This is a genomic window from Microcystis wesenbergii NRERC-220 (assembly GCF_032027425.1).
GTDB lineage: Bacteria > Cyanobacteriota > Cyanobacteriia > Cyanobacteriales > Microcystaceae > Microcystis > Microcystis wesenbergii_A.
This window is the reverse complement of record NZ_JAVSJA010000001.1, coordinates 3,786,859-3,810,491: the sequence shown is the minus strand read 5'-3', so window position 1 is coordinate 3,810,491 and position 23,633 is coordinate 3,786,859. Positions and strand designations below refer to the sequence as shown.

General features: G+C 44.3%; 24 protein-coding genes and 1 pseudogene. 14 read left to right on the top strand and 11 right to left on the bottom strand.

What is annotated here, in order from left to right:
• Nucleotides 1-7: 7 nt before the first annotated feature.
• The 3 genes and pseudogenes from RAM70_RS18525 to RAM70_RS18515 form a co-directional block, all read right to left on the bottom strand.
• Nucleotides 8-493, bottom strand: a pseudogene (locus tag RAM70_RS18525) (IS630 family transposase); the annotation flags it as partial.
• A complete protein-coding gene (locus RAM70_RS18520; protein ID WP_312672026.1) occupies nt 439-879 on the bottom strand; it encodes an IS630 transposase-related protein in 441 nt (146 codons plus the stop codon). The pseudogene RAM70_RS18525 and the gene RAM70_RS18520, both read right to left, overlap by 55 nt.
• A 241-nt stretch (nt 880-1,120) precedes the next feature.
• Nucleotides 1,121-1,702 carry a TlpA family protein disulfide reductase gene (locus RAM70_RS18515; RefSeq protein WP_190380284.1) on the bottom strand — a complete coding sequence of 194 codons (582 nt, stop codon included), beginning with the start codon at nt 1,700-1,702 and terminating at the stop codon, nt 1,121-1,123.
• 358 nt (nt 1,703-2,060) lie between these two features.
• Between RAM70_RS18515 and RAM70_RS18510 the strand changes: the two genes are divergently transcribed.
• The 3 genes from RAM70_RS18510 to RAM70_RS18500 are packed head-to-tail and all read left to right on the top strand — an operon-like array spanning nt 2,061 to nt 4,832.
• Nucleotides 2,061-2,672 carry a cysteine dioxygenase family protein gene (locus RAM70_RS18510; RefSeq protein ID WP_045359243.1) on the top strand — a complete coding sequence of 204 codons (612 nt, stop codon included), beginning with the start codon at nt 2,061-2,063 and terminating at the stop codon, nt 2,670-2,672.
• 28 nt (nt 2,673-2,700) lie between these two features.
• Nucleotides 2,701-4,155 carry a sensor histidine kinase gene (locus RAM70_RS18505; protein ID WP_312675045.1) on the top strand — a complete coding sequence of 485 codons (1,455 nt, stop codon included), beginning with the start codon at nt 2,701-2,703 and terminating at the stop codon, nt 4,153-4,155.
• Nucleotides 4,152-4,832 carry a response regulator transcription factor gene (locus tag RAM70_RS18500; RefSeq protein ID WP_312675043.1) on the top strand — a complete coding sequence of 227 codons (681 nt, stop codon included), beginning with the start codon at nt 4,152-4,154 and terminating at the stop codon, nt 4,830-4,832. Before RAM70_RS18505 ends, RAM70_RS18500 begins: the two co-directional genes overlap by 4 nt.
• Nucleotides 4,833-4,909: 77 nt before the next feature.
• Here the strand turns inward: RAM70_RS18500 and RAM70_RS18495 are convergent, their stop codons facing one another.
• The 3 genes from RAM70_RS18495 to psb32 form a co-directional block, all read right to left on the bottom strand.
• Nucleotides 4,910-5,728 (bottom strand): transglutaminase-like domain-containing protein, encoded by an 819-nt coding sequence (locus RAM70_RS18495; RefSeq protein WP_312675041.1) that lies wholly within the window; start codon nt 5,726-5,728, stop codon nt 4,910-4,912.
• 223 nt (nt 5,729-5,951) lie between these two features.
• A complete protein-coding gene (locus RAM70_RS18490; protein ID WP_288000351.1) occupies nt 5,952-6,551 on the bottom strand; it encodes a hypothetical protein in 600 nt (199 codons plus the stop codon).
• A 144-nt stretch (nt 6,552-6,695) separates the two neighbouring features.
• A complete protein-coding gene (psb32, locus tag RAM70_RS18485) occupies nt 6,696-7,379 on the bottom strand; it encodes a photosystem II repair protein Psb32 (RefSeq protein ID WP_312675039.1) in 684 nt (227 codons plus the stop codon).
• 193 nt (nt 7,380-7,572) lie between these two features.
• On the opposite strand from psb32, the gene RAM70_RS18480 reads away from it, so the two are divergent.
• The 6 genes from RAM70_RS18480 to apcB all read left to right on the top strand — a co-directional run bounded on the left by RAM70_RS18480 (nt 7,573) and on the right by apcB (nt 14,980).
• Nucleotides 7,573-9,582: an ATP-binding protein gene (locus tag RAM70_RS18480; protein WP_312675037.1), complete on the top strand. Its 2,010-nt coding sequence runs from the start codon at nt 7,573-7,575 to the stop codon at nt 9,580-9,582.
• Between the two features lie 74 nt (nt 9,583-9,656).
• Nucleotides 9,657-10,118, top strand: coding sequence for a hypothetical protein (locus tag RAM70_RS18475; protein WP_045359253.1), 462 nt, complete (start codon nt 9,657-9,659; stop codon nt 10,116-10,118).
• Nucleotides 10,115-10,756, top strand: a complete 642-nt coding sequence (locus RAM70_RS18470; RefSeq protein ID WP_045359254.1) for a hypothetical protein — start codon at nt 10,115-10,117, stop codon at nt 10,754-10,756. The genes RAM70_RS18475 and RAM70_RS18470 overlap by 4 nt, the downstream gene beginning before the upstream one ends.
• A gap of 281 nt (nt 10,757-11,037) precedes the next feature.
• On the top strand, nt 11,038-13,002 hold the full coding sequence (gene recJ / locus RAM70_RS18465) for a single-stranded-DNA-specific exonuclease RecJ (protein WP_312675034.1): 1,965 nt from the start codon (nt 11,038-11,040) through the stop codon (nt 13,000-13,002).
• Nucleotides 13,003-13,148: 146 nt separating this feature from the next.
• Nucleotides 13,149-14,288 carry a glutamate 5-kinase gene (gene proB / locus RAM70_RS18460; protein ID WP_045359259.1) on the top strand — a complete coding sequence of 380 codons (1,140 nt, stop codon included), beginning with the start codon at nt 13,149-13,151 and terminating at the stop codon, nt 14,286-14,288.
• Nucleotides 14,289-14,470: 182 nt separating this feature from the next.
• Entirely contained in the window at nt 14,471-14,980 is a 510-nt protein-coding gene (apcB, locus tag RAM70_RS18455) for an allophycocyanin subunit beta (RefSeq protein WP_002802766.1), read from the top strand.
• A 63-nt stretch (nt 14,981-15,043) separates the two neighbouring features.
• Here apcB and ruvX read toward each other — a convergent pair whose 3' ends face one another.
• Nucleotides 15,044-15,523: a Holliday junction resolvase RuvX gene (ruvX, locus tag RAM70_RS18450; RefSeq protein WP_288000349.1), complete on the bottom strand. Its 480-nt coding sequence runs from the start codon at nt 15,521-15,523 to the stop codon at nt 15,044-15,046.
• Complete coding sequence (locus RAM70_RS18445) at nt 15,523-16,764, bottom strand: GNAT family N-acetyltransferase (RefSeq protein WP_045359262.1); 1,242 nt, start codon at nt 16,762-16,764, stop codon at nt 15,523-15,525. The genes ruvX and RAM70_RS18445 overlap by 1 nt, the downstream gene beginning before the upstream one ends.
• A 206-nt stretch (nt 16,765-16,970) precedes the next feature.
• Between RAM70_RS18445 and RAM70_RS18440 the strand changes: the two genes are divergently transcribed.
• The gene (locus tag RAM70_RS18440) at nt 16,971-17,477 is read left to right on the top strand and encodes a hypothetical protein (protein ID WP_002741066.1); all 507 of its coding nucleotides are present in this window, start codon (nt 16,971-16,973) and stop codon (nt 17,475-17,477) included.
• A gap of 8 nt (nt 17,478-17,485) precedes the next feature.
• Nucleotides 17,486-17,893, top strand: coding sequence for an MAPEG family protein (locus RAM70_RS18435; RefSeq protein WP_002783727.1), 408 nt, complete (start codon nt 17,486-17,488; stop codon nt 17,891-17,893).
• A gap of 90 nt (nt 17,894-17,983) precedes the next feature.
• Here the strand turns inward: RAM70_RS18435 and RAM70_RS18430 are convergent, their stop codons facing one another.
• Entirely contained in the window at nt 17,984-19,024 is a 1,041-nt protein-coding gene (locus tag RAM70_RS18430) for an adenosine deaminase (protein WP_045359265.1), read from the bottom strand.
• Between the two features lie 531 nt (nt 19,025-19,555).
• Here RAM70_RS18430 and RAM70_RS18425 point away from each other — a divergent pair.
• Nucleotides 19,556-20,386 carry a hypothetical protein gene (locus RAM70_RS18425; RefSeq protein ID WP_045359267.1) on the top strand — a complete coding sequence of 277 codons (831 nt, stop codon included), beginning with the start codon at nt 19,556-19,558 and terminating at the stop codon, nt 20,384-20,386.
• A 6-nt stretch (nt 20,387-20,392) separates the two neighbouring features.
• On the opposite strand, the gene RAM70_RS18420 is transcribed toward RAM70_RS18425, so the two are convergent.
• Nucleotides 20,393-21,283, bottom strand: coding sequence for an alpha/beta fold hydrolase (locus RAM70_RS18420; RefSeq protein ID WP_312675027.1), 891 nt, complete (start codon nt 21,281-21,283; stop codon nt 20,393-20,395).
• 165 nt (nt 21,284-21,448) lie between these two features.
• On the opposite strand from RAM70_RS18420, the gene RAM70_RS18415 reads away from it, so the two are divergent.
• Nucleotides 21,449-21,649 carry a hypothetical protein gene (locus RAM70_RS18415; protein WP_312675952.1) on the top strand — a complete coding sequence of 67 codons (201 nt, stop codon included), beginning with the start codon at nt 21,449-21,451 and terminating at the stop codon, nt 21,647-21,649.
• Between the two features lie 96 nt (nt 21,650-21,745).
• Here the strand turns inward: RAM70_RS18415 and RAM70_RS18410 are convergent, their stop codons facing one another.
• Nucleotides 21,746-22,567, bottom strand: a complete 822-nt coding sequence (locus RAM70_RS18410) for a sulfotransferase family protein (protein WP_312675025.1) — start codon at nt 22,565-22,567, stop codon at nt 21,746-21,748.
• A 90-nt stretch (nt 22,568-22,657) separates the two neighbouring features.
• Here RAM70_RS18410 and RAM70_RS18405 point away from each other — a divergent pair, with 90 nt between their 5' ends.
• Nucleotides 22,658-23,599: a hypothetical protein gene (locus tag RAM70_RS18405; protein WP_045359274.1), complete on the top strand. Its 942-nt coding sequence runs from the start codon at nt 22,658-22,660 to the stop codon at nt 23,597-23,599.
• Nucleotides 23,600-23,633: the final 34 nt, after the last annotated feature.

Genomic DNA, 23,633 nt, shown 5'->3' with positions numbered 1-23,633 from the left:
GAGTTAGTTAGGACAGATGCCTGAAGGCTTTACTCACAGCATCCACAAGGTTTTCACTATCATTGATAATCTGACTAACATAGTTTTTCAATCTAGCCCAGAACTTTTCAATTTTGTTGAGGTCTGGAGAATAGGCGGGTAAAAATAGCACTTCACATCCCGCTTTAGCTAACAATTTTTTGATTCTCTCTTTGGGATGAAAACTGGCGTTATCAATGATGATAATTTGACCGGGTAGTAGTTCGGGTAATAGCAATTGTTCTATCCACTCACACACCAACTCTGTATTACAGTACCCCTCAAACACCATTGGCGCGATCGTGGAACCACGCCACCAACCGCTGATCACACTAACTCGTTCGCTACAGTGACCTAACTTTAAAGCCTCAAATCTTTCTGATTTGTGACAATATCCATAAGGATAATCGATGGTGTTATCTATTCCAGCTTCATCAATATAGACAAATCTTTCCGGGGCATAACCTCTGATTTTTTGGAGAAACTCTTTTCGGGCTTCTTCATCTCTTTCTCTGTAGCCATAAGTTTTTTTTTTCTAGTAAATCCAATTCTTTTGAGCGCTTGACCAATTCTCATCCTACTGACTGGGTTAGCCCATTTTTGCGCCATTTTTTCTTGGGTCAAATGCCCATATTGTTCGGCCAACTTTTGAAAGGCTTCTAAATCGTCAATTTTGGGCTTCGGCCCTCGACGATAGTTAGTTTTAGCGGCCACCGTCCCAGTTTGTTTCTTCCGTTTCAGCCATAGGTCTAATGTATTACGACTAATATTGAGGGTGCGACAGACATGGCTTTTTTTCTCCCCTCGCTCTACGGCACTCACTGCTTTCTGTCTTAAATCATCACTATAGGGTGCTGCCATGAAAGCTTCTCCTCATTTCTTTTTCTCTATTATGTCCTAACTATCCCGCTCTTTGCTATAGAAGCCCTAAAACCAGATAAAATAATAATTTTTTCGATATTTTCGCTTTTTTGTCGGGTTTCAACCCTTCGACTGACTCCGATACTCGTCGCATAAAATTCTCCTGAAATGATCCAAAAAATAAAATTGCCCTGGGAGTCCTTGGCGATCGCTGGTACTCCCTAAGCTGGGCAATCTTCGACTATTTTTTATTAATAGCCAAGTTCAGTACGGAGGAATAGGCGGATTTATCGGCATTATTCCGGTATTGTGCCAAAATATTGCCCGTAGCGGGATCGATAATCGCAATCATGCCAGTTTGGGACTTATTCGCCTCAAAAAAACGACCTAGACCCAATTCTTGGGCTTTGCGGGCCGATTGGGTGGCTTTCGAGCGATCGCTGACATCTAAGACGATAAAATTAGCTTTACCCGCGTAATCTTTTTTAAGTTGGGAAAGAGTGGGGGCAACATTTTTACAGGCAGGGCACCAACTAGCATAGATATCGACAACCACTGGTTTTCCTTGCAATTGTCGCGCTAAGGGACCGCCCACATTACCCTGTTTAGCAGCGCAGGGATTTTTCGAGGCACAGGGATCAGTGCCAGCGCAGGGATTTTTCGAGGCACAGGGATTAGCTTGGGCAATACTAAAAGTACCTTTACTGACCACTGAATCAGAATTAGTCAAGGTTTTCGCCGATGTTCCAGCCACCAGGGAAACCGTAACCGCTAAACTACTAACACAAAGACCGAGCCATAATAACGCTGATGGTTTACGCATGAGTTAAATTTCCTAATTAAGATTAGAGATTTTCTGGTAAGTCAAGGGACTAGAAGAATCCAGCTTGCCACCTGAGGAAACCGGTGTAGCTGACAGTTAAGATTAAATTCTAGAAACCTGAGTCTCAGATGAAGACCAGATAGATAATAGATAAAAAATCTGACTCTAACTGACAATTGCCATCATCCACCCAATAGAATCGTCCTTCCATCTTTTCAGCAAAAATTCATCTACCGATCACAAAGGGATCATCTTTTCCCGAAATCTTGCTGATAAAATCAAGAAGAAACCCGATTAATTGCGGCTAAAAGACAACTTTTCGCCCTAATATGCTAATTTAAACCATTATTTCGCAACTATGACAGGAAAAGACTGGTTGGTGGATAATCATGGGCAATGCTCGGCCTACGAAATAACCCCCGCAAACTCCGAATTATCCCATCCCTACTGGCTCTATCGCTTTTTATCCGATCTAGAAGATACCTTAACCCAGATTAGCGACGATCGCTCACGATTAGAAGCAATTCGGATTCTAGTTCGCCAACTCCTAAACAATTCGCCCTGGTTGGATATTCTTAGTCTAGAACCCAATCCCGAAACCGGTTGGGAGGTATTAACCCTCTACGATGAGCCATTTTTTCCCCTGACAGTACAACTGGTCGCTTGGTCTGTGGGTAGCACTTCCCCGATTCATAATCATGGTTGTTGGGGGGTAGTAGCTTTGTTAAAGGGACAGGAAAAAAACAGCTTCTGGCAACGTTCCCCCACCCCCGAATTACCGGATCAGATCAGAAAAGTCGGCGATCGCCTACTCGTCCCAGGTGATATTCTCTGCTTAACGCCGGCTGCCATTCACCATGTAGAAGCGATGGGAGATGAGCCAACCCTGAGCTTTAACTTGTACGGTGAAACTAACTATAGTCAGCGTTTCGAGTTCGATCCCGGGCAAGGTACGGCGAAAAATTTTTAAATCTCCCTATATCACTAACCATACACCCATGAAGCTACCTCGCCTTGTCGGCATTTTTGGGCAATTTTTGCCCAGTAAACCCGTTTCTACTAGCTCGCTTCAGTTTCGTTTAACCTTAGAACTATTGACCATCTCGATTATCGGACTTGGTAGCGTAGCCATTTGGGCTGCTTGGCAAATGGAGCAGAATTTAGTCGCCGCCCATAAACAAACTCTAGAATACATCGCTAGGCGTTTTCCTGAACAGTTGGAAATGTACGCTCAGATGGGAACCCTGACTACGGGATTAGAAAAAACCATTGAGCGAGTCTCCACTGCGGGGTTAGTCATCTGGGTTAAAAACTCCGATGGGCAACTGTTGGGACAGTCTCCTGGAGTCGATGGCAATGTCACCGAGATGCGTGCGGCGGCATCCCTAACCAGAGTACCCGATGCACCCCAAATTATTCACTTTGACGGACGCGATATTGTTTTATGTGGCACTCCTCTGACTATCAAGGGTCAACTGTCGGGGAAATTGTATCTATCCCAAGATATCACGGCCGATCACCAGAAATATCAGGCGGGGTTATGGGGCTTATTTTGGCTGAGTATTCTCGTCCTATTGAGCTTAATTGTCTTGATTTCCCAACGGATACGTCAGGCTATGTTGCCGCTGACTCGCATGAGTCAAATTGCTAGTGCCGTTTCTGCCGATGATTTAAATGGGGCGAAATTGCAACTCGAACAAGCGCCGGATGAAATTTTAGGACTGGCTACCGCTTTTAATCAGATGTTATGGCGATTATCGGGAGCTTGGGAACAGCAACGTCAGTTTGTCGGCAATGTTTCCCATGAACTGCGTACACCTTTAACAGTCGTGATCGGTTACTTACAAAGTCTCCAGCGACGCAGCACTAATTTAAATCCCTACCAACAGCAAGCTCTGGAAACAGCCACGGCAGAAACCGAGAGAATTATCCGGATGTTACAAGATTTGCTCGATCTCGCTCGTGCCGATAGCGGTCATCTCCATTTTCGCTCCCACCCTATTATTCTCAACACTTTGCTGACAGAAGTGGCGGCGATGAGTCAAAAAGTTAGCGATCGCAAGATGACTTTATTATTAACCAATGAAGATGTGGTAATTTGTGGCGACCAAGATCGATTACAGCAAGTTTTAATCAATTTGCTCGATAATGCGATCAAGTATTCTGCTCCCGGGCAAACCGTCGATCTGATCTTAGAAAAGCAGCCTAGTTCCGCTCTCATCCATGTACGCGATCGGGGAATCGGTATCTCTCTCTCCCATCAAAATCGCATTTTTGAAAGGTTTTATCGGGTTGATGAGTCGATGACTCGCTCGCGAGACGGCACGGGTTTGGGTTTGGCGATCGCTAAAAGTCTGATTGAAGGAATGGAGGGTCGCATCACTCTCCGCTCTCAACCCGGTCAAGGCAGTACCTTTACTATCATTCTACCTCTCTGGCAACCGCAATTATGAACGAGCATATTCTTCTCGTGGAAGATGATCCCAAACTCGCCGAATTTATCGCCACAGAACTTCATTTGGAAGGCTATCAAGTTACTATTGCTTCTAATGGCATGGATGGACTGAAAATCGCTAGGGATTCTCCACCAGATTTGTTAATTTTAGACTGGATGCTGCCAGTTATTTCTGGATTAGATTTATGTTTACGACTGCGAAAAACCGGGATGGAAGCACCGATTATTATCTTAACAGCTAAAGATGAAATCCCCGATCGAGTGACGGGCTTAAATGCCGGAGCCGATGATTATGTTACTAAACCTTTTAGCATGGAAGAACTCTTAGCTAGGGTTAAAGCTCGTTTACGTCGCACCCATGCCCAAGATTTAAATATATTTACTTTTGAAGATTTGACCTTGAATTGTCTTGCCCGGGAAGTGTATCGAGATAGTCAATTGATTGAATTAACGGCTAAAGAGTTTGACTTATTAGAGTTTATCTTACGTCATCCCCGGCAGGTACTCACTCGCGAGCAAATTCTCGAAACCGTTTGGGGTTACGATTTTATGGGCGATTCTAATATTATTGAGGTGTATATTCGTGCCTTACGGGTTAAGTTGGAGTCCGCTAATCCTAAACGTTTGATCCATACAGTGCGAGGAGTGGGCTACGTTTTAAGAGATTATGCTTAATTGTGATTTATTAGAGGAACCGAGGGAGGAATTATTTAGCCCCGATTTGATCAGAAAGGCTGCAATAAATACTCTGATTAAGCATAGAGATGGGAAACATCGATCGTCCATACTTTAAATTTTGTTAAATTTACTTGACCAAAAGAAGTTGTTAGGGCAGCATCAACGGCATCTAAGCCGCGAGTCATTAAAATTCGCCCGATTCTGGGGGTGTTATGACGAGCATCAAAAGTGTACCATTGATGGTCTAAATAGACTTCAAACCAAGCACTAAAATCCATCGGTAGAGGTTGGGGAGAAATACCGATATCTCCGAGATATCCAGAGGCATAACGAGCAGGAATATTTAGGCAACGGCAAAAAGTCAAAGCTAGGTGGTTAAAATCGCGACAAACCCCCGTTCTTTCCCGATAGACATCATAGGCGGTTTTTGTCACCCGCGCGTATTCGTAACCAAAACGAATGTGACTATGAACCCAATCACAAACCGCTTGTACCCTTGCCCAACCGGGGGGAGTTTGTCCGAAAAGTTCCCAGGCAATTTCCGAAAGCAAATCTACTTCACAATAACGGCTACTCATTAAGTAGGGAAAAACTTGGGTTGGTAACTCTGTTAAGGGAATTTCTTGGGCATTCCAATTAACGATATCAGGTTTCCATTCATTCTCGATAACCGCTTCATTGTGAATGCGAATCTGTCCGTCGGGTAAAATTAGACGACTGGTTCGATTACCGAAGCTATCTAAAAATTCTTCTATTTTTGTTGCTGGTTCCACCTGCAAATTTTCCGATTGTCTAACTTGAGCTAAAATTGAGGGGTGTAGATAAAGTTTTAACAACATGACCACGGGTAAGGGTGCATCAAAGCCAAATTCATAACCAACACGGATTAACATTAGGACTCCTATCTAGATAGCAATTTTGTCAGGATTTGTCGGGATGAAACGCCAATAATCGCCAGACTGAAAAAAGTTAGGCCCGACTACTTAGTTAAAAGTTTGAGGAGAAAGTAATAGCCAAGCTGAAAACCGATAAGCTTAATACAGAGTTAATTTTATTATAAACCGCCTCAACTAAAAGCTTTGTAACTTTGAAGACAAGCCATCGGCAGGATTAGCTCTATCGAAAAGAGTCTGGGGTGGATGGTTCCTCTAAGAGACGGATTTCAATGGGGATGTAGGCTAGTTTAGCAAAAATTTTTTGTTGATAACTGACAGGCCACCATTCGTAAAGAAAGATTTCTAAAGGTCGCCAGAGGGCCACCCAACCACTAATTAATAATCCTTCTTCTAAGAAGTGAATAAATGTATCGCTGCCAAAACGACTAATTAATTCGCTAAGACTCAAACAAACAAAAAGAAAGGAGAGACCAATTATTAAAGATATGCGTCCCTGTCGCCAAATTGTCCGTAATTTTCTTTGTTCTACCTGTTGGCGATAGTCAAAATAATTATGTAAAGCTGAGGGTAACAGATGTCGGGCGTTGTTCTCTTCTTGACTGGGAAGATAAAAGACTAATTTAAGGGGGGTATTTAGGGGGAATTCATCCACAGAGTTAATAATATAATTTTCGGCGTTATCGTCTAAATCTCTATCTAAAAATGGCGAAGGATCGAGAGAATTAAAGACTTGCTGTAACTGATTAAGTTTAATTTCAATTAAGTAAGTTCCTTCCTCCTCTCGATAATAGGATTGTAATTTATTTACCAGTCTAGACATTAGTTATTAAGGTTAAGTAAATGGGGTGAACTGACACAACTAAAATCTACTACCAGAAGTTACTTTATTTTGCTCATACAGGCTGAGAATTGAGCTATCTCTGAGAATATTTTAGCTGTATCAGTCCCAGATAATTAATTTAATTTATCGACCAAAACCAGCGTACCAAAAATAGGTAACCATGGGGATTACTGTGGCTAAAACCAGTAAAACTATCACCCAAATCGTGGCGTTTTTATCGTCAGTTTCTTCTGCGGTAGTAAAAGTACTTTCGATATTAATTGTCGCTACTTCCGGCGGTCCGGGATCCGCTTCTCCAGAAAGTACCGCCGTTAGACGACGACTAGCATCGAGTAAAGCTTGATTATATTTTCCCCCATCTTTGAGGGGAACCGCCATAGTTTCCGAAAGGATACTATCGGCAATAGCATCGGTTAATAGGGGTTTTGCTTCCTCCCCAACCCGCATAGCAGTTTTATTGGTTAAAGTATCAAGGACGATGATAGTTTGATTAGTCCGATCTTCAGGATTAGGATACCATTCTCTCAGGATATCATCGGCTAAATTGTCAATTTTTTGACCGTAATCCAAGCGCCGGACCACTACCATTCTTACTTCTTGGCCGGTTTTTTCGGCGAGATTTTTCAGGTCTTTATTTAATTTTCCCTCGTTAGCGGCACTAATGGCCGAAACAGGATCGACCACATAAGTGGGCGCTCCGGGGCTTAAAATGGGGAGGTCATAGACTCCCATAGCAGCAGCTGGTGATAGGGAAACAGCCAAGGCTATACAGCAGGAGAGAAGGAGAGAAGCTAATAATTTGAGCATATTGATTCGGTAAAATTCCTATAGAACATAATAGGGGAAAAGTTTCCTGTTTTTTGAGTCGGGAGACAGGAGATGGGGTGATGGGGAACTTTTTTTCAGTGAACAGTGAACAGTGAACAGTAATCAGTGAACTGAAAACCCACATCTGATAACTGACATCTGATAACTGATAACTAATAACTGATAACTGATTATGAGTGATTTTGAGGAACTAGAGTCTAAAAAACGGGAAAAAGCCCTAGAAATGCAGGCCTATCGCGATAATTTGCTCTCGCGGGTGACAAGATTACTAATTTCTCAAGATATCCACTTGGCGATCGATCATACCCTAGAACTGCTCTGTCAATTTACCCAGAGCGCTCACTGTTACATTATTCAATATTCCACCTGTCGTCAGCAGTGGAGTATGGTTTATGAATACTGTCACCCCGACTATCCGCAAGTTATCCCGATTCGGGAACAATCACAAAATCTCTCGACGGAAAGCTTTCCTTGGTTTTCGGAACAATTATTAAACGGTATTCCGGTTAAACTGAACTCTTTAGACGATTTACCCGCTACTGCTATCCCTGAAAGAACTATTCTCGCTCATAGTTCTACTCCCTGTCTCTTAATCGTTCCCATGTGGGATAGTTCCGGGGTAACGGTGGGTTATCTGGGATTGGATGCCGCTGCAGAAAAGCAATGGACGAAGGAAGATGTCACCTTTGTGCGGTTGGTGGGAGAATTAATTGCGATCGCACAAAGTAGATATGAAGCGGAAAAAGAATTAAAAGAGGCTAAAGAAGCGGCAGTTAAGGCAAATAAAGCTAAAAGTGAGTTTCTAGCTAACATGAGCCACGAATTACGCACTCCCCTTAATGCTATCTTGGGTTTTACTCGCTTAATATCCCGGGATAGCGGCATCAGCAGTGAATATCGTCAATATTTGGAAATTGTCAATCGTAGCGGGGAACATTTATTGGAGTTAATCAACGATATTCTAGAAATGTCGAAGATAGAAGCGGGAAGAACGGTTTTTAACCCTAGTAATTTCGATTTATACGCTCTTTTAGATAATATTGCCGAAATGCTCCGCCCACAAGCGCAGGCAAAAGCTTTAAGCTTAATTTTTGATCGCAGCTCCAATCTGCCTCAATATATATGTACTGATGAAAGTAAATTGCGACAGGTGTTAATCAATCTCTTGGGTAACGGATTAAAGTTTACCGAGTCGGGAGGGGTGACTCTCCGGGTAAAAGTAGGGGAGAAAAGAGGAGATTATCAGCGATTGCTCTGGCAAATTGAAGATACAGGCGCAGGAATCGCCCCAGAGGAGATTTATAAGCTATTTCAACCCTTTAACCAAACGGAAACGGGACGAAAATCCCAACAGGGGACAGGATTGGGTTTACCTATCAGTAAAAAATTTGTTGAGTTGATGGGGGGTGCGATCGGAGTTAGTAGTATTCTGGGTCAAGGAAGTATTTTTAGTTTTGATATTCAGGTGGGTTTAGTGGGGGAAAATGAGATTAAAACCGAAACCCATAGGGCAAAAGTTATCGCTTTAGCTGAAACTCAGCCTAAATATCGCATATTAGTCGTCGATGATCGACCGGAAAGCCGTTTACTGTTGCTGAAACTCCTGACTAGCCTAGGATTATCCGTGCAAGAGGCCGCTAATGGTCAAGAAGCGATCGCAATTTGGCAAGCATGGCAACCTCATCTTATCTGGATGGATATGAGAATGCCAGTGAAGGACGGTTACGAAGCAACTAGGGAAATTCGGCAGTTAGAGGCTGATAATCGGGGAAAAACGGTGATAATTGCCCTAACTGCCAGCGCTTTTGAAGAGGATCGCGCCTTGGTTATTGCCGCCGGTTGTGATGATTTCGTGCGTAAACCTTTCCGAGAGGAAGTTATCTGGCAAAAAATGAGCGAATATCTAGGATTAAAATATATTTATGCCGATAATGAGCCAAATCAACCCAATTATTCGCCAGTTTTCCTCGATTCCCTGCAATCCCTATTAAAATTAATCAGTCCCGACTGGATTAGACAATTGCAACAAGCGGCGCGAGAATGTGATGATGAAAAAATTATCGCCCTAACCGCAGAAATTCCCCCCGATTATGCCACCCTTGCCCAAGGTTTACAACAGTTAGCCGGAGAATTTTCCTTTGATGCGATCGAAACCATAATTAAAGATTTAAACATATCTTAAGAGAGTATTTTATCTATATCTCAAAAACGTGATATTCTAAAGGCATAAATCCCTAAATATGGCAATTTTAAAGGATGAAACTGTTAAAAATGCTCATCGGTACTTGGTTAATACTACCGATTTTTTCCGTTCATGCTCAAGTCCCCTCGCTGCCCCCAATTAAGCAAAATTCCCCCAATCTTGGTGATCTACCCAATGATCCCACCCAGCAGAAAAATTGGGTTTGTAACCGAGGGGATCAACGCATTGCCGTGGCTGCCAAAGAAGAGGAAGGTTGGAAAGAATTAATTGAAAAACAAGGTTGGCAATGTGGTGAAGGAAATGCCGATATACCCGCTCAAACTCTCGGCTTTTCCTGTGAACCAGAACAAACCCTCGGCCTCTTGACAGTTTACTGGTTAAATGGTAGTAATGGTCAACAACAATTAAGCCAATGGCGAGATAAATTAGCCGCACAACAGGGGATGGTTTGTACCATCAATAACGTGCAGTTATTCGATACTCAAGAAAATATACCCAACCCATTACAACCATGATTAAATTAGCAATTTTGCCTCAATCTATCCTCCTAGGTATCAGTTTACTATTAAACAATTCTCTGCCCTTACTTGCCCAATCTACACCCCTGAGCGTCGATAATTTAAGAAATACCGTCTATAACATTCCCAATCGGGGTTCCGTAATTGTCAGCGATGGTATTTTTCAATCCAATGAGGGACAGATTTTAGGAGTGCAAGTCAGTCGAGAAGCTTTGATGGGGGACTATAATAATGATCAAAGAACTGATGGTATTGTCGTATTAAGAGTAATTACTAGAGAGCAACAGCAATTACATTATTTAGCCCTAGTGATCGATAATAACGGTACTGCCACTAACACCGATACTGTCCTGTTAGCCGATCGAGTAATTGTCGATAATCTGAGTGCTAAAGATGGTATGATCACCGTCAACATGAGAAGATTTCTCCCCCGGGATCCTTCCTGTTGTCCGTCGGGAGTCATTACCCAACAATTTGCGATTAATTCTAGTATTAATCAATTGACTTTACTGAGTACCAACGAAAGTCAACCCACCACCCCAAATGTGCAGGTAGTACCTGCTTCTCCCCTGAGAATTAATAATAATAATCTCCCCTTTCAACCTCCTGCTGGGGCTATCCAAATCCGCTTTTAACCTTGTTTTTGGTGCGTTACGCTGGGTACATCTCCTATTTGTGAATCTACTCAGTTGGGATTCCCTGATAATCTTTTTTTTAAAACTGTGCTTTCTGGGTTTTTTGTCTTATAATTCAGACTCTTGGGGGGTTCTATCCCCCGAACCTCCTGTGCATTAGTTTTTCGGTGAAATGCTTAGACGCATTTGTTTATATATTTGTACCAGTCTAAGAGTCACTGATAATTCCTGAAGGCAACTCTCCTGACTCCTGACGACCGACTCCTGACTCCTGATAAAAAATGGACTACAAATATCCCATCCAACGCTGGTATATTGCCGCAACTAATCCCGAAAAAATCGAGGGGTTAGCGCGGGAAATGGGATTATCATCCTTATTAGCAACTATCTTAATTAATCGCGGTATTGATACCCCAGAATTAGCTAAAATTTATATTGATCCTGAAGTGGATACCTTACCCTCTCCCCTGGGAGAATTTCCCGACTTAGAAAAAAGTGTCAATTTATTAGTAAAAGCGATCGCCTCTGGCGATAAAATTGCTATCTGTGGGGACTACGATGCCGATGGCATGACCAGTACATCTTTACTGTTAAGAGCCTTGAGACATCTCGGTGCTAGGGTAAATCATGCCATACCCAGTCGCATGAAAGAGGGATACGGAATTAATCAGCGCATTGTCGAAGAATTTGCCGAATCGGGAGTCGGATTGATTCTCACCGTTGATAATGGCATTTCCGCTCACGAACCGATCGCCCTAGCGATAGAATTAGGATTAAAAGTTATTATCACCGATCATCACGATCTGCCGCCAATTTTACCAAATGCCTCCGCTATTCTCAACCCGAAATTATTAACCCCGAACTCTCCCTATCAGGGATTAGCGGGGGTGGGAGTCGCCTATATTTTAGCGGTGACAACTGCCCAAAAAATGGGTAAATTACAGGGATTAACCGAGTCATTATTAGCATTATTTACCCTAGGCACTATAGCAGATTTAGCCCCATTAATCGGGGTAAATCGTCGCTGGTTAAAACGGGGTTTAAGAAAATTACCCAAATCTCAATTAGTCGGGATTCAATCCCTGATGCAAATAGCGGGAATTAGCGAGGAACAAAAGCAATTACAACCGGATGATATTGGCTTTAAATTGGGGCCGAGAATTAATGCCATTGGCAGAATTGGTGATCCCCAGATAGTTATTGAATTATTAACCACCGATGATGCAGGAATTGCCTTAGAAAGAGCGATGCAGTGCGAACAAATTAATCGTACCCGTCAAGAATTGTGCGAAAAAATTGAAGAAGAAGCGATTAAATTAGTGGAAAAAACCCCGATTCTTTGGCAAAAAGATCGAGTTTTAGTATTAGTCGAAAAAGATTGGCATCATGGGGTAATTGGTATTGTGGCCTCCCGTTTAGTGGAACGCTACGGAGTGCCAGTTTTTATCGGTACTTACGAGGAAGAAGATCCGGATAAAATTCGCGGCTCTGCCAGAGGAATTGAAGAATTTCACGTTTTTGAAGCCCTGCAATTTTGCCAAGATTTACTAGGAAAATTTGGCGGTCATAAAATGGCGGGGGGTTTTAGTTTACCCACAGCTAATTTACTAGCATTTAAACAAAGATTAAGTCAATTTTCTCACAAAATTTTACAAATAGAACATTTAAAACCTTTAATTAAAATTGATACTATCCTCGACTTTAAACAAATAAACCTGCAACTTTTTCAAGAAATTGATAGTTTGCAACCCTGGGGAATTGGCAATGAATTACCCGTTTTTTGGACTCCTAACGTGCGGGTAGTGGAACAGAAAACTATCGGAAAAAATCATTTAAAATTATTGCTGGCTCAAAGGGATGATACCAGAATTAAAGCCCTAGCTTGGCGTTGGGGCGAATATTGTCCTTTACCAACTCGTTTAGATATTGCCTATAAACTCAAAGAAAATACTTGGAATGGTAATACAACCATAGAAATTGAATTAGTGGGAGTGCGATTACCCCAAGAAAATAATAATATTAAAAAAGCAATTTTTATGCACGCCGAAAAAATGTATCAATGTAGTTTTTGGGGTGATTTAAACGAGATTCGCATCAAAAATGAACAGGGCGATATTTTAGTCGTCCAGAAAGGCCAGCGCATTGGTTTATTAGGCAAAAATCGACAACAAGCGAGAGAAGTCAACGTGACTGAACCCCGTTTTTATACTTTAATTAAAGTTGCCATCAAAGCTTTGGCTATCTAGGGCTGGCTGAATAAATCTAATACCAAATCCGTTTTTAATAGTGTGATTAACTCTCAAGTTATGAATTGTTTCTCCCCACACCCTACACCCCACACCCTACACCCCACACCCCACACCCTACACCCCACACCCCACACCCTTTGACAATGAACCAAACCATAGTGATCAAAATCGGTACTTCCAGTTTGACCGATAATCAAACCGGCCAATTATCCCTCTCCACGATCGCCGCTTTAGTGGAAGTCCTCACCCGGTTGCGTGCCGCCGGTCATCGGGTGGTATTAGTATCTTCCGGGGCCGTGGGGGTGGGCTGCCGTCGTCTGGGAATACAGGAAAGACCGAAAAAAATCGCCCTCAAACAAGCGATCGCCGCCGTCGGTCAAGGTCGTCTGATGCGGATCTATGATGACCTCTTTACCAGTCTTGGTCAACCGATCGCCCAAATTTTGCTGACCCGTCCCGAATTGATGGAACGCACCTGTTATGTCAACGCCTATAATACTTTTCAGGCTTTGTTTGAATTAGGGGTAATTGCCATCGTCAACGAAAATGATACGGTGGCGATCGATGAGTTAAAATTCGGCGATAATGACACTTTATCAGCCCTTGTAGCCAGTTTAATCGAGGCTGACTGGTTATTTATCCTCACCGATGTGGATCGCCTCTACAGTGCCGATCCGCGGCTATTTCCCGAAGCGGCGGCTATTGCCCGAGTTAGTCCCGCAGAATTGGCGCAACTATCGATCGATGCCGGTAGTAGTGGCAGTCAGTGGGGGACCGGGGGTATGGCGACTAAATTGGCCGCGGCCCGGATTGCCACCAGCGCCGGGGTAGAAATGGCGATTACTAGGGGACGGCAGCCCGGCAATATCTTAAAAATTATGGCAGGAGAGGCGATTGGAACCCGTTTTGAAGCCCAAAAACGCAGTGATAACGCCCGCAAACGCTGGATCGCCTACGGACTACTGCCCATGGGTAAAATCTATCTCGATACCGGGGCAATTCGAGCCATTTGTCAGGGGGGAAAATCTCTCCTTGCGGCCGGGATTACCAAAGTGGCAGGGGAATTTAGCGCCTCCGAATCGGTGCAATTGTGCGATCAAGAAGGCCGGGAAGTGGCCAGGGGAATTGTTAATTATAGTAGTGAGGAGGTCGATCGAGTTAAAGGTCAACATTCCGAGCGTATTGCCAGTTTATTGGGTTATATGGCCGCAGAAACCATTATTCATCGGGATAATCTCGTCATTTTGAGTGCCTCGTCCACCAACTCGACTAATAAGGGATAATTCCGCCACCCAGAGCAAGTCCAGCCAATGCCTTAAATGTAAAGAAATGTCTCAAAAAAACAACAAATTGTTAGACAAGCAAGAGAGTTAGACTAGGGATGTCCCCCGAAGTTCAACCCTGTGAGATTATAAATAAAGCGAAACTCAAAAATGTCTTTATTGCTGTTGGGAGAAACTTAATAATGCGAGACGCGGTAACTAGCCTGATTAGAAAATACGATGTCACCGGACGTTATCTCGATCGAGATGCGATCGATAATCTTAAACAATATTTTGCCTCGGGAACTGCCCGTCTAGCTGCCGCCGCCCTCATTAACGCTAATTCGGCGGCGCTCGTGCGTGGGGCGGCGATTCGTCTATTTGAAGAAGTTCCCGAATTGATCCGCGCCGGGGGTAATGCCTACACCACCCGTCGTTATTCTGCCTGTCTGCGGGATATGGATTACTATCTCCGCTATGCCAGTTATGCGCTGGTGGCTGCTGATACTAATGTTCTAGATGAGCGGGTACTGCAAGGACTGCGGGAAACCTATAATTCCCTCGGTGTTCCCATCGGTCCGACGGTGCGCGGTATCCAAATCATGAGCGAAATGATTCAAACCATGGCTACTGAGGCGGGTATTGCCGACACCTCTTTGATCGCTGAACCCTTTGACCATCTCACTCGCGAATTAAGCGAAGTCTCTATCTAAATTCAGTTATCAGTTATCGGTTAGGAAAGGCAAGAGGCAACAGGCAAGAGGCAAGAGTATTTATTAATTTGTCTCCCGTCTCCTGTCTCCTGTCTCCTGTCTCCCGTCTCCTGAATTATTAACTCGCCGTCGGCGATCGAGCCATTGTTGTAAAATAATCGCCGCCGCTTCCCGATCGATCGCTCCCTTATCCCAAGAGGAAAACTGTTTTTTGGCTTTTAAGAATTCTTCTGCCTCTAGGGACGTGCAACGCTCATCAATGTATTCGAGGGGTAAATCCAAGGCGATCGCTAGTTTCTCGGCGTATTTTTGCACCTGTTTGGCCTGAAATCCTAACTCTCCCGCCATGGTATAGGGCAGTCCCGCCACCAAAATCTTAATATTTCTTTCCTTGACAATTGCCTTAAACTGTGCTATGTCGGCAACAAAGGAAGAACGGATAATCGTGGTTAAACCGGTGGCGATTAAACCTGTACCGTCACATCCTGCCACTCCTACCCGTTTTTTGCCGATATCCAAGCCCAGGGCGGCGACTCTTTCCATTACACTGGATGCCCCTGATCGGGGGGTTCCGAGGGCGGTTTAACTGGGGGAAGTTCCCCCGTACTGTCGAGGGAGTCCAGGGGGGGATTATTGGGCCATTTTAACCAAGACATCCGACTAGGGATGGGAGTTCGCGGCACTGGTTGTAAACCCTGCAGCATTTCTGCTAGGGCGGAATTTTCCGGCTTAGTTTCGCGGATTTTGTGCCATACCGAGCGCGACATCATCAGGGTGTGGGAACTGCGGATCGCTCCCAATTGTTCCAGATATTCCCGTCTTTCGTGCTGATAATCAGCAGATATCAACTCTAGCGAGCGAGGGGGATACTTGCGAGTGATCTGGGCCATCTGGATTAATAACTTAGGATAGAGCCAAGTGTAGGCGGGATGGACAATTAATTTCGCTTGATGGGGTCGCTCATCTTGGTTAGATAGGATTAATTCAAAATAACCGATCGCCGCTTTTCGTTGTGGTTCAAAAACGTAACCGCGACTAATTTGCGGACCGCCGCACCAACTTTGACAGCGACCGAACAAACTATCAACTAAACTGATTTTAAAATCCTGGATATGGCGATCAAATACCTGACGCAGTAGCGGCGGCATAGACACACAATCTAACTGATAAAGCAATTGAGCGTCAGCATTGCTCACAGGCAGTAAATTCGGTAAATCTGCCTCTTGTTTGCTCAATTCCTGTAATAATTGCGGTGGTAAAGACCAATAGGTTAATTCCGCCAAAGGCTGAAAACCGTGTTGCCGGAAAAGCGCCAAACTGTCCTTTTGATTGATATTAACCTCTAACACCCAGGTGCGTGCTTCCCAAACCGTTTCTAGACAATAACGCAGTAATTGCGCCCCGATGCCCTTGGGTTCGCTTAAAGACTCCCCCGGATGCACCCGCACCTGTTCCACCCGCCAAGTGCTGCGACTACTATTAAAAGGGGTGACTTGGATTGCCCCGCGAATTTTCCTTTCTTCTCCCCGATCCGCCATGGACTCGGCCACATAGACGTGAAACCGGTGTTGGAGAGGATTGGGAAAAAGACTGAGAATTTTAAACAACCCAAACCAAGGACGCACCTGTTGCACCTGGGTGCGGAAATTTTGGGCGCGACGATCAATATCCTCATCGAAGTCATCCAGGGTTAAAGCTTCAATGTCTTCCAAATCCCGATATTGTACGGGACGGATCGGGAGATCCCTAAAATCGTCCCCTTGGGGAACAGGAGAAGTGGTCATGGCTGTGGGGTAAATATCGTCTATGCACCTATCTTACAGCAGAATCCAGAGGCACTTCTGCACCAATAACAATTTCTGACGGTTCAAGGAGTCCCAGAAAGAACACCTCGATCGGTAGCTGGGGTTTTCTGGCCAAATTTCCGATCATGACCATTCGATGCTACAATAACGGACGGTTAATCAGTCCGAATTTGCAGTAAAAGTCTTTGAGTCAATCTGTAGATACCACTAACACCCTAGACACTCTAGCTCAAGAACTAGCCGCCATTCAGCAGACCGGTTCTAAGCGCGTCGCCTTATTGGGTTCCCGTCACGTTCCCATCACACACCAGCAATTGATCGAAATGATGGCCTATGCCCTCGTGCTGGCGGGCAATCGGATTATGACCTCCGGGGCGACGGGAACCAATTCCGCCGTCATTAAGGGGGCAATGCGGGCAGATCCTAATCTGTTAACCGTGATCTTACCCCAAAGTCTCGATCGCCAGCCCCTGGAATCCCAAGAACAACTCCAGCAGGTTATCCATCTGGTGGAATGTCCCGAAAATGACCATCTATCCCTAGGGGAAGCCAGCAGCCTCTGTAATCGCGAGATTATCAATCGTTGTCAACAGTTAATCTGTTTTGCTTTCCACGACAGTCAAACCCTTTTGCAAACCTGCGCGGAAGCGGAAGATCAACGCAAGCTAGTTACCCTATTTTATTTTGACTAAATTCAGCGATGAATCTCTCCGTCAGTGCCATTCTTCTCTATTCGATAGTGGCTGCCGCTATCTCTGTCTATCTACCTTTTCTGCTGGTCGCTTACGCTAGAGCTAAGGTGGGTTACGATACCTCCGCCCCCCGGGCCATGTTCGATCAACTCCCAGACTACGCTAAACGAGCAACTTGGGCCCATCAAAATGGTTTTGAAACCTTTATGATCTATAGTGCCGCCGCTCTCATGGCCTACGTTACAGGAGTCTCCTCATCCCTGGCCGCTAACTGTGCGATCGCTTTCGTGATCCTCCGGCTTTTATTTTCCCTTTTTTATATCACTAATGTCCCGATCGCTCGTTCCCTGATGTTCGGTCTCGGTTCTCTCTGTACTTATACTCTCTTTGGGTTGAGTTTAATCAAGATTCAGTAGAATTGCCCAAACCAGATGCAGGAGAGTCGAAAAACGCTATAGTTCGGGAGCGGTAAAGAAGTTGCTTAACCCGAACTAAAGTTAATTTTGTTACTGATAAACCGGTAATTTGGGATTATCCACTGATAACAAACCGGTTAAAAGTGAGGCAGGTTTTTGACTATAGGGCCAGGCAAAAGCATGACGAAAAGCCGCATCTTGACAAGCTTGTAATTGTCGAAAATCGATCACGTCTAGGGTGAGTAAATTCTCGTACTCGAAGGGCAGCCGGACATTGTGTAAACCGGCATTATCGGTACAGATAGCAATATCAACCCCCGCTTCAAAACAGCGATCGAAGACTATCTTTAATTGCGATAAACTTTCGAGGGTGCCAGTTTTTAAATAGGTGGTGGGACAGACTTCTAAACATTGATGACGACGGGCAACTTCCGGCAGCAATTCCGGATATTGTAGGGGAATTTGAATACCGTGACCAATTCTTTGCAGATAGGGCAGTAATTGGGGATAACAACCGTCCTTTGTTTCGTAAAGATGGCCGGTGGTATTTAAACCCTCTTCCCTGGCATAACTGTATAAACCGGCAAATTCCTCTAGTCGAGTTTGGTAGTGGGAATCACCCCCAGCAATATCGATCGCACAGACGTATTCTCTCATCCCTAGGGCCAGATCAACGATCGCTTTGTTGACTTCGTAGGGAAGTCGCGAGTGCATACAGAGAATTTGACTGGTAATAAGCGGATATTCGCTCATTTTCGAGGCTTGACCGACGATCTCGACAATCGATCGCATTTGCTCGATTCGCTCTGTTTGGTTCAAATGTTCGTCGGTGCGATAGTAGGGAGTATAGCGCAATTCTAAATAGGCAAGATTCTCGAAGATGTAAGCACCGCGAATCAGACGATAGATAAAATAGGGCAAAGTTTGGGCGGTTTGAACACTTTCGACTAGGGTATGTAATTCCAAATACTCATCTAAACTATTGCGTTCGCGGGTGTAAAATTCCTCAAAAGCGGGGTATTCTGGGAATTTGGCCGCTAAATCCCGCTCATGTCGGTGAAAGTAGCGCCAGAGAATTCTTGGTACTACCGATCCCCCTAAATGCCGATGCAAATCCGCGTATAAAGCCACAACTCCGATGCTCCTTAGTCTCTCAAATGTTCCTTAAATATAACGAAGTTTTACAATTGTTTGACAATCGTTCCCAAATAGTATCAGTACCTAGTCGGTGAACAGTGTGGGGTGTGAGAAGTGGGGTGTGGGGTGTGGGGAGAGGGAATTAGGAATTATGAAGTGGGAAGAATAAATAGGGTTTGCGGCAAAAAGTTTTTCGTGGGGGTTGGGGTGTGGGGTGTGGGGTTTTACCCATTTTCAGGTGGTCAATTACCTAAGTTTCAGGGAAAAAGTGCCTAATTCTCCCCCCCGATCCCTCCCATATCTGGCACTTTTTGATTTCAAAAAAGCCTAAAGATATTATCCAACAAGGTTTTTAGATTTATTAAGCAAACCCTAAATAAAAATAATCTCCTGACGACCGACTCCTGACTCCTGATAACTGATAACTGATTACTGATAACTGATCACTGATAACTGATCACTGATCACTGATAACTGATCACTGATTTGATAGCATAGGGGAGAACCTATAGAGAGTGAAGCAGTATGAGTGGCTATAAAGATTCTTCTTCCATGCGCTATTTCTTGGCAGGATTAAAACCCTTTGCCCAACCTTTATTTTGGCTACCGTTAGGAATATTTTCCTTGGCTCTCATGGCTTTCTGGGTATATCAACAGAATCCTCAATGGTTGGGTTCGGTATTAGATACCCCAGGAATGTCCTTGGAGGAACGGGAAATCCGGGCTGACCAGATTACCGATGCTCTTCCCCCCATTGCTGTACCACTGCCGGCCATTTCTGTCGATAATAATACCGCTCCTCTGAGGAAACCTTCCTCGACGGGGACTTTTGATCCTTTAAATACTAATCCCAATAACAACCAGGAACCCTCTTTATTCGCCCCGTTAATGCCGCAGACTAAGCCAAATCCAGTACCGAAGGCTAGTAAAAGTCTGCAACCGATTCAAGTGCAACCGATTAGTGGCAACAATAGCAATTATCCTTTACAAAGGGAAATCGAAAATCGCTTGCGGACTGCTAACTCGAATAATTCTCCTAATCTCAACCCCGGGGGCAACCCGAATCAAGTCAACCCCCAGGGAAATTATTCCCCTTATCAACAAAATGTTCCGCCCCTACCCTCCCAGAATAATACCAACCCTAACCCGGTCCCTGGCTCTAGCAACCAATCCAACTATTATCAACCCCCCGTATATCAGGCCCCCGTCTACGGCAATCAACCTAATGTCACTGGTTATCCTAATCAGGGAATGCCACCTAACAATAATGGCACCCCCAATCAAGTTCCCCCTCAAAGCACTAACCAAGGCTTCACCATTCAACAACCCATTAATGCCCGGCCTTCTGGTTACTAGAGGGACTTAGATAGGAGCTTGCAGGAAGTCTAATAAAATCGGATTAACTATTTCTGGGGCTTCATCCTGGGGACAGTGGCCTAAACCGGCTAAGGGGATAAACTGTTTTACTGTCGGGAATCGTGCTAATTCTTGGCCCAAGGACAAGGGTTCCCAGGGGTCCTCACTACCCCAAAGCAGAATAGCCGGACAGGGGAGAATCGGCAGTAGGTCTTCCGGCAGTGGTCCGCCAGAATAACCGGTAAAAGCGAGGAAAACCTCGATCGCTCCCTGATCTCTGGCGGGTTTTAAGATTATTTCTACTAATTCCTCCGTTACCGCTTCCGAGCGCCGATAAGCTTGCAGGAGAATTTTACGCACTGTCTGGGGTTTCGCAATCTGTTGGAAGAAAAAAGCGCCAATTGCTTTATTTTTAAGAATTATTTGGGCAATATCTGCGCCGAAACGACGATACCAGGGTAATTTCCCCCGTTTTCTTTCGTGCAGTAGTCGGAGGGAACAATTAATCGCCGCCACCCCAAGGACAAAATCGGGATGATCGACGGCAGCCTGCATAATAGCCACACAACCGATGGAATTACCCGCCAAAAAAGCAGGACCACCCACCACTTCCCGACAAAAATCGGCAATTTGCGCCCCCCAAGTCTCGAAAGTGTAATCGATCTGGTTTTTTGGTTCGGGTTTGTCGGAACCGCCAAAACCAATTAAATCTAGGGCAAAACAGCGACATTTTTCGCCTAAAACGGGGATATTTTTCCGCCAATGTCCCCAAGATGCCCCAAATCCATGCACAAGCACGAGCGCAGGTCCTGTTTCCCCCGCACTCTGATAGGTGATTTTGAATCCCCGCCAATGCCAGATTTTTGCTTGTGTCTCTAATCCTAGAATTTGCTGCATACTTTGTTGTATCTGTAAAGTATTTGTTGCTTTTCTTAATATATACTGTCTCAGGTGAAGTGGCGGCTAGGAGAGGGGAAGGACTGTATAGCGCGGCACTACATCTCAGAAAAAACCTCTTACAATAGAGACAAAAATGATCGGAGATCAATGGGGGTGAACGTCATGTTAGTGATTTTAACCGACGAACACATTCTCGATCCGGGTTCTGTCTGTCAGGGCTGTCTTTTAGCCAACCAGCAGGGGCAACCCCGGTGGCGAGAGGGTAAACTAGGCTGTGGTCATTTTCTAGGCAAAGGGGGCAGCCAACAGCCCAATCTCTACGAGTGTCAGATGGGCTTTACAATTGCTAATATTGAAGGCTAATCAGACCGGCTAAAAGCTCAACTTAGAGTTGAGTTAGGGGGATTTTCTTAGCACTCGGAGGAGAGAATCAAGGCTATTGCTAATCCCCAATTCAGCCTAGATACAATGACAATAATGGCTGAGGGTTTCGTAGCATTGATCGTAGGCTTTTTGGGCTTGGGTTAAAACATCGTCGGAAATTTTTATATCTAATTTTCTGGCTTGTTTAATAATTTTACCCGCTTTGATATTCTCGGAAGAATCTCCTATACCACGGCTGCCAGTGGTTTTTAAAACTCGATATTCTTCAGAAAATCCCGTTTTAGTATCGAGATGACTCTGTAAACTATTAAAGACCAATTGACTTTGGTTTAATACTTGATCGTGGGTGATAAATAAACTCTTTTCTTTGCTGTTAATTAAGCGAGCATAACCTTCTAGGGTGGCTAAACGACCGGTATAATAACCCAGGGCGTGCTGCTCGTTTTGATGGGGTTTAATATCTAGAATACTAGCTAAAGTGCGCTGGGGTTCTCGTAATAAGAATATGGTCTTAACCGCATCAGATTGCAAAAAACTATGGTCTAAAAACTTCTGATCGTGAAGAACTTTGTCTAAAATATATTTATGATTCATGTTTAAATCTTTCAAACGCCAGTAGAGTTGAAACATTAAAGTTTTAAAATCCCTTTCACTCTCATAAACCAGATGAGTTTCGCCAAAACCGATAATTTCAGGATTAGAATTGAGGATATGGGTCAATAAAGACGAACCCGATCGCATGTGGCTAAGAATAAATAAAACCTGATAGGGTTGGGGACGAAAGAGAATTTTATAGGGGTCTTTGGGTGTATCAATGCGTACCTGAAAATACTTATAAGTTAAACGATGGGTTAAACCCTGCCAAGATTGGGGTAAGCGATCGAGGGCTATAGTCATAGGTTAATCAGGAATTGTGTCAACTTGTCGCTAAGATTCCCCTATAATGTATCCCATTTAAGACCCAAACAAAAGTGAGGTTTATACAAAATGGGATTGCCAAGTTGTTCGCTCTGGTTTTTTACGGCGCGAACCGATGTCTGGTTTATGATGAACACTATTCCCCATCTAGTCAAAATGAGTCAGTTTCCCTTCCAGGAAAAGGTACTCGCTATTGATACGGCCCCTCTAAGCGGGGAAAAGGTTAATCGCCCCGGACTGGGTACAATGGAGGAGTTAAGAGCCTGTGGTGAAAAATTAGTTCAAGATGGCATAATCGATCGCCTAGTGGATTTTAACTACGATCCCAGCTATCGTCAGCGTATCTATCAAAAGCATTTCGGCAGTCCCCTCCGTTCCACCCATAACTACAAAGGTTATCCGATTTTCGGCTCGATCTTCAAAATCGAGGCATGTCGCAGTGATTATATGGTCCATTATGACAGTGACATGATGCTCTACCAAGAACCGGATTACAGTTGGATCCGCGAAGGGATCGAGTTAATGGAAACCCATCCAGAAATGATGTTTGTGCGTCCTTTGTCCGGTCCGCCGCGGCCCGATGGTACGATTGATTCTCCCCATCCTTGCACGAAAAATCCCGACGGATTCTATCAATTTAAATTTTTCGGTAGTCGTGCCTATTTACTTAATTGTCGTCGCTACGATCGCCTTTTACCGATGACCCCCCTCTGGCGCTCTTATAAAAATACCTTTCTCGATAATCTACCCGATGGGTTAAAAGCTTGGGGCAATATTTTGACCGGGAAAGGAAAACTTGACTCTTGGGAAATTATGGTTTCTCGCTCCCTAGAACAAAGCAACTATTATCGCGCCACTCTCACCAATCCCAAGGGTTGGACTTTGCACCCCAACGAGCGCTCTGCTGCTTTTAGGCAAGCTTGGCCTAGTATTATCGAAAAAATCGAAGCGGGTATTTACCCACCCCAACAAGCTGGTTATTATGACCTAATCTCGGAATTATGGTATTAAGAAAGCGTTAGTTCTCTAGATTTGAGGTGAGGCA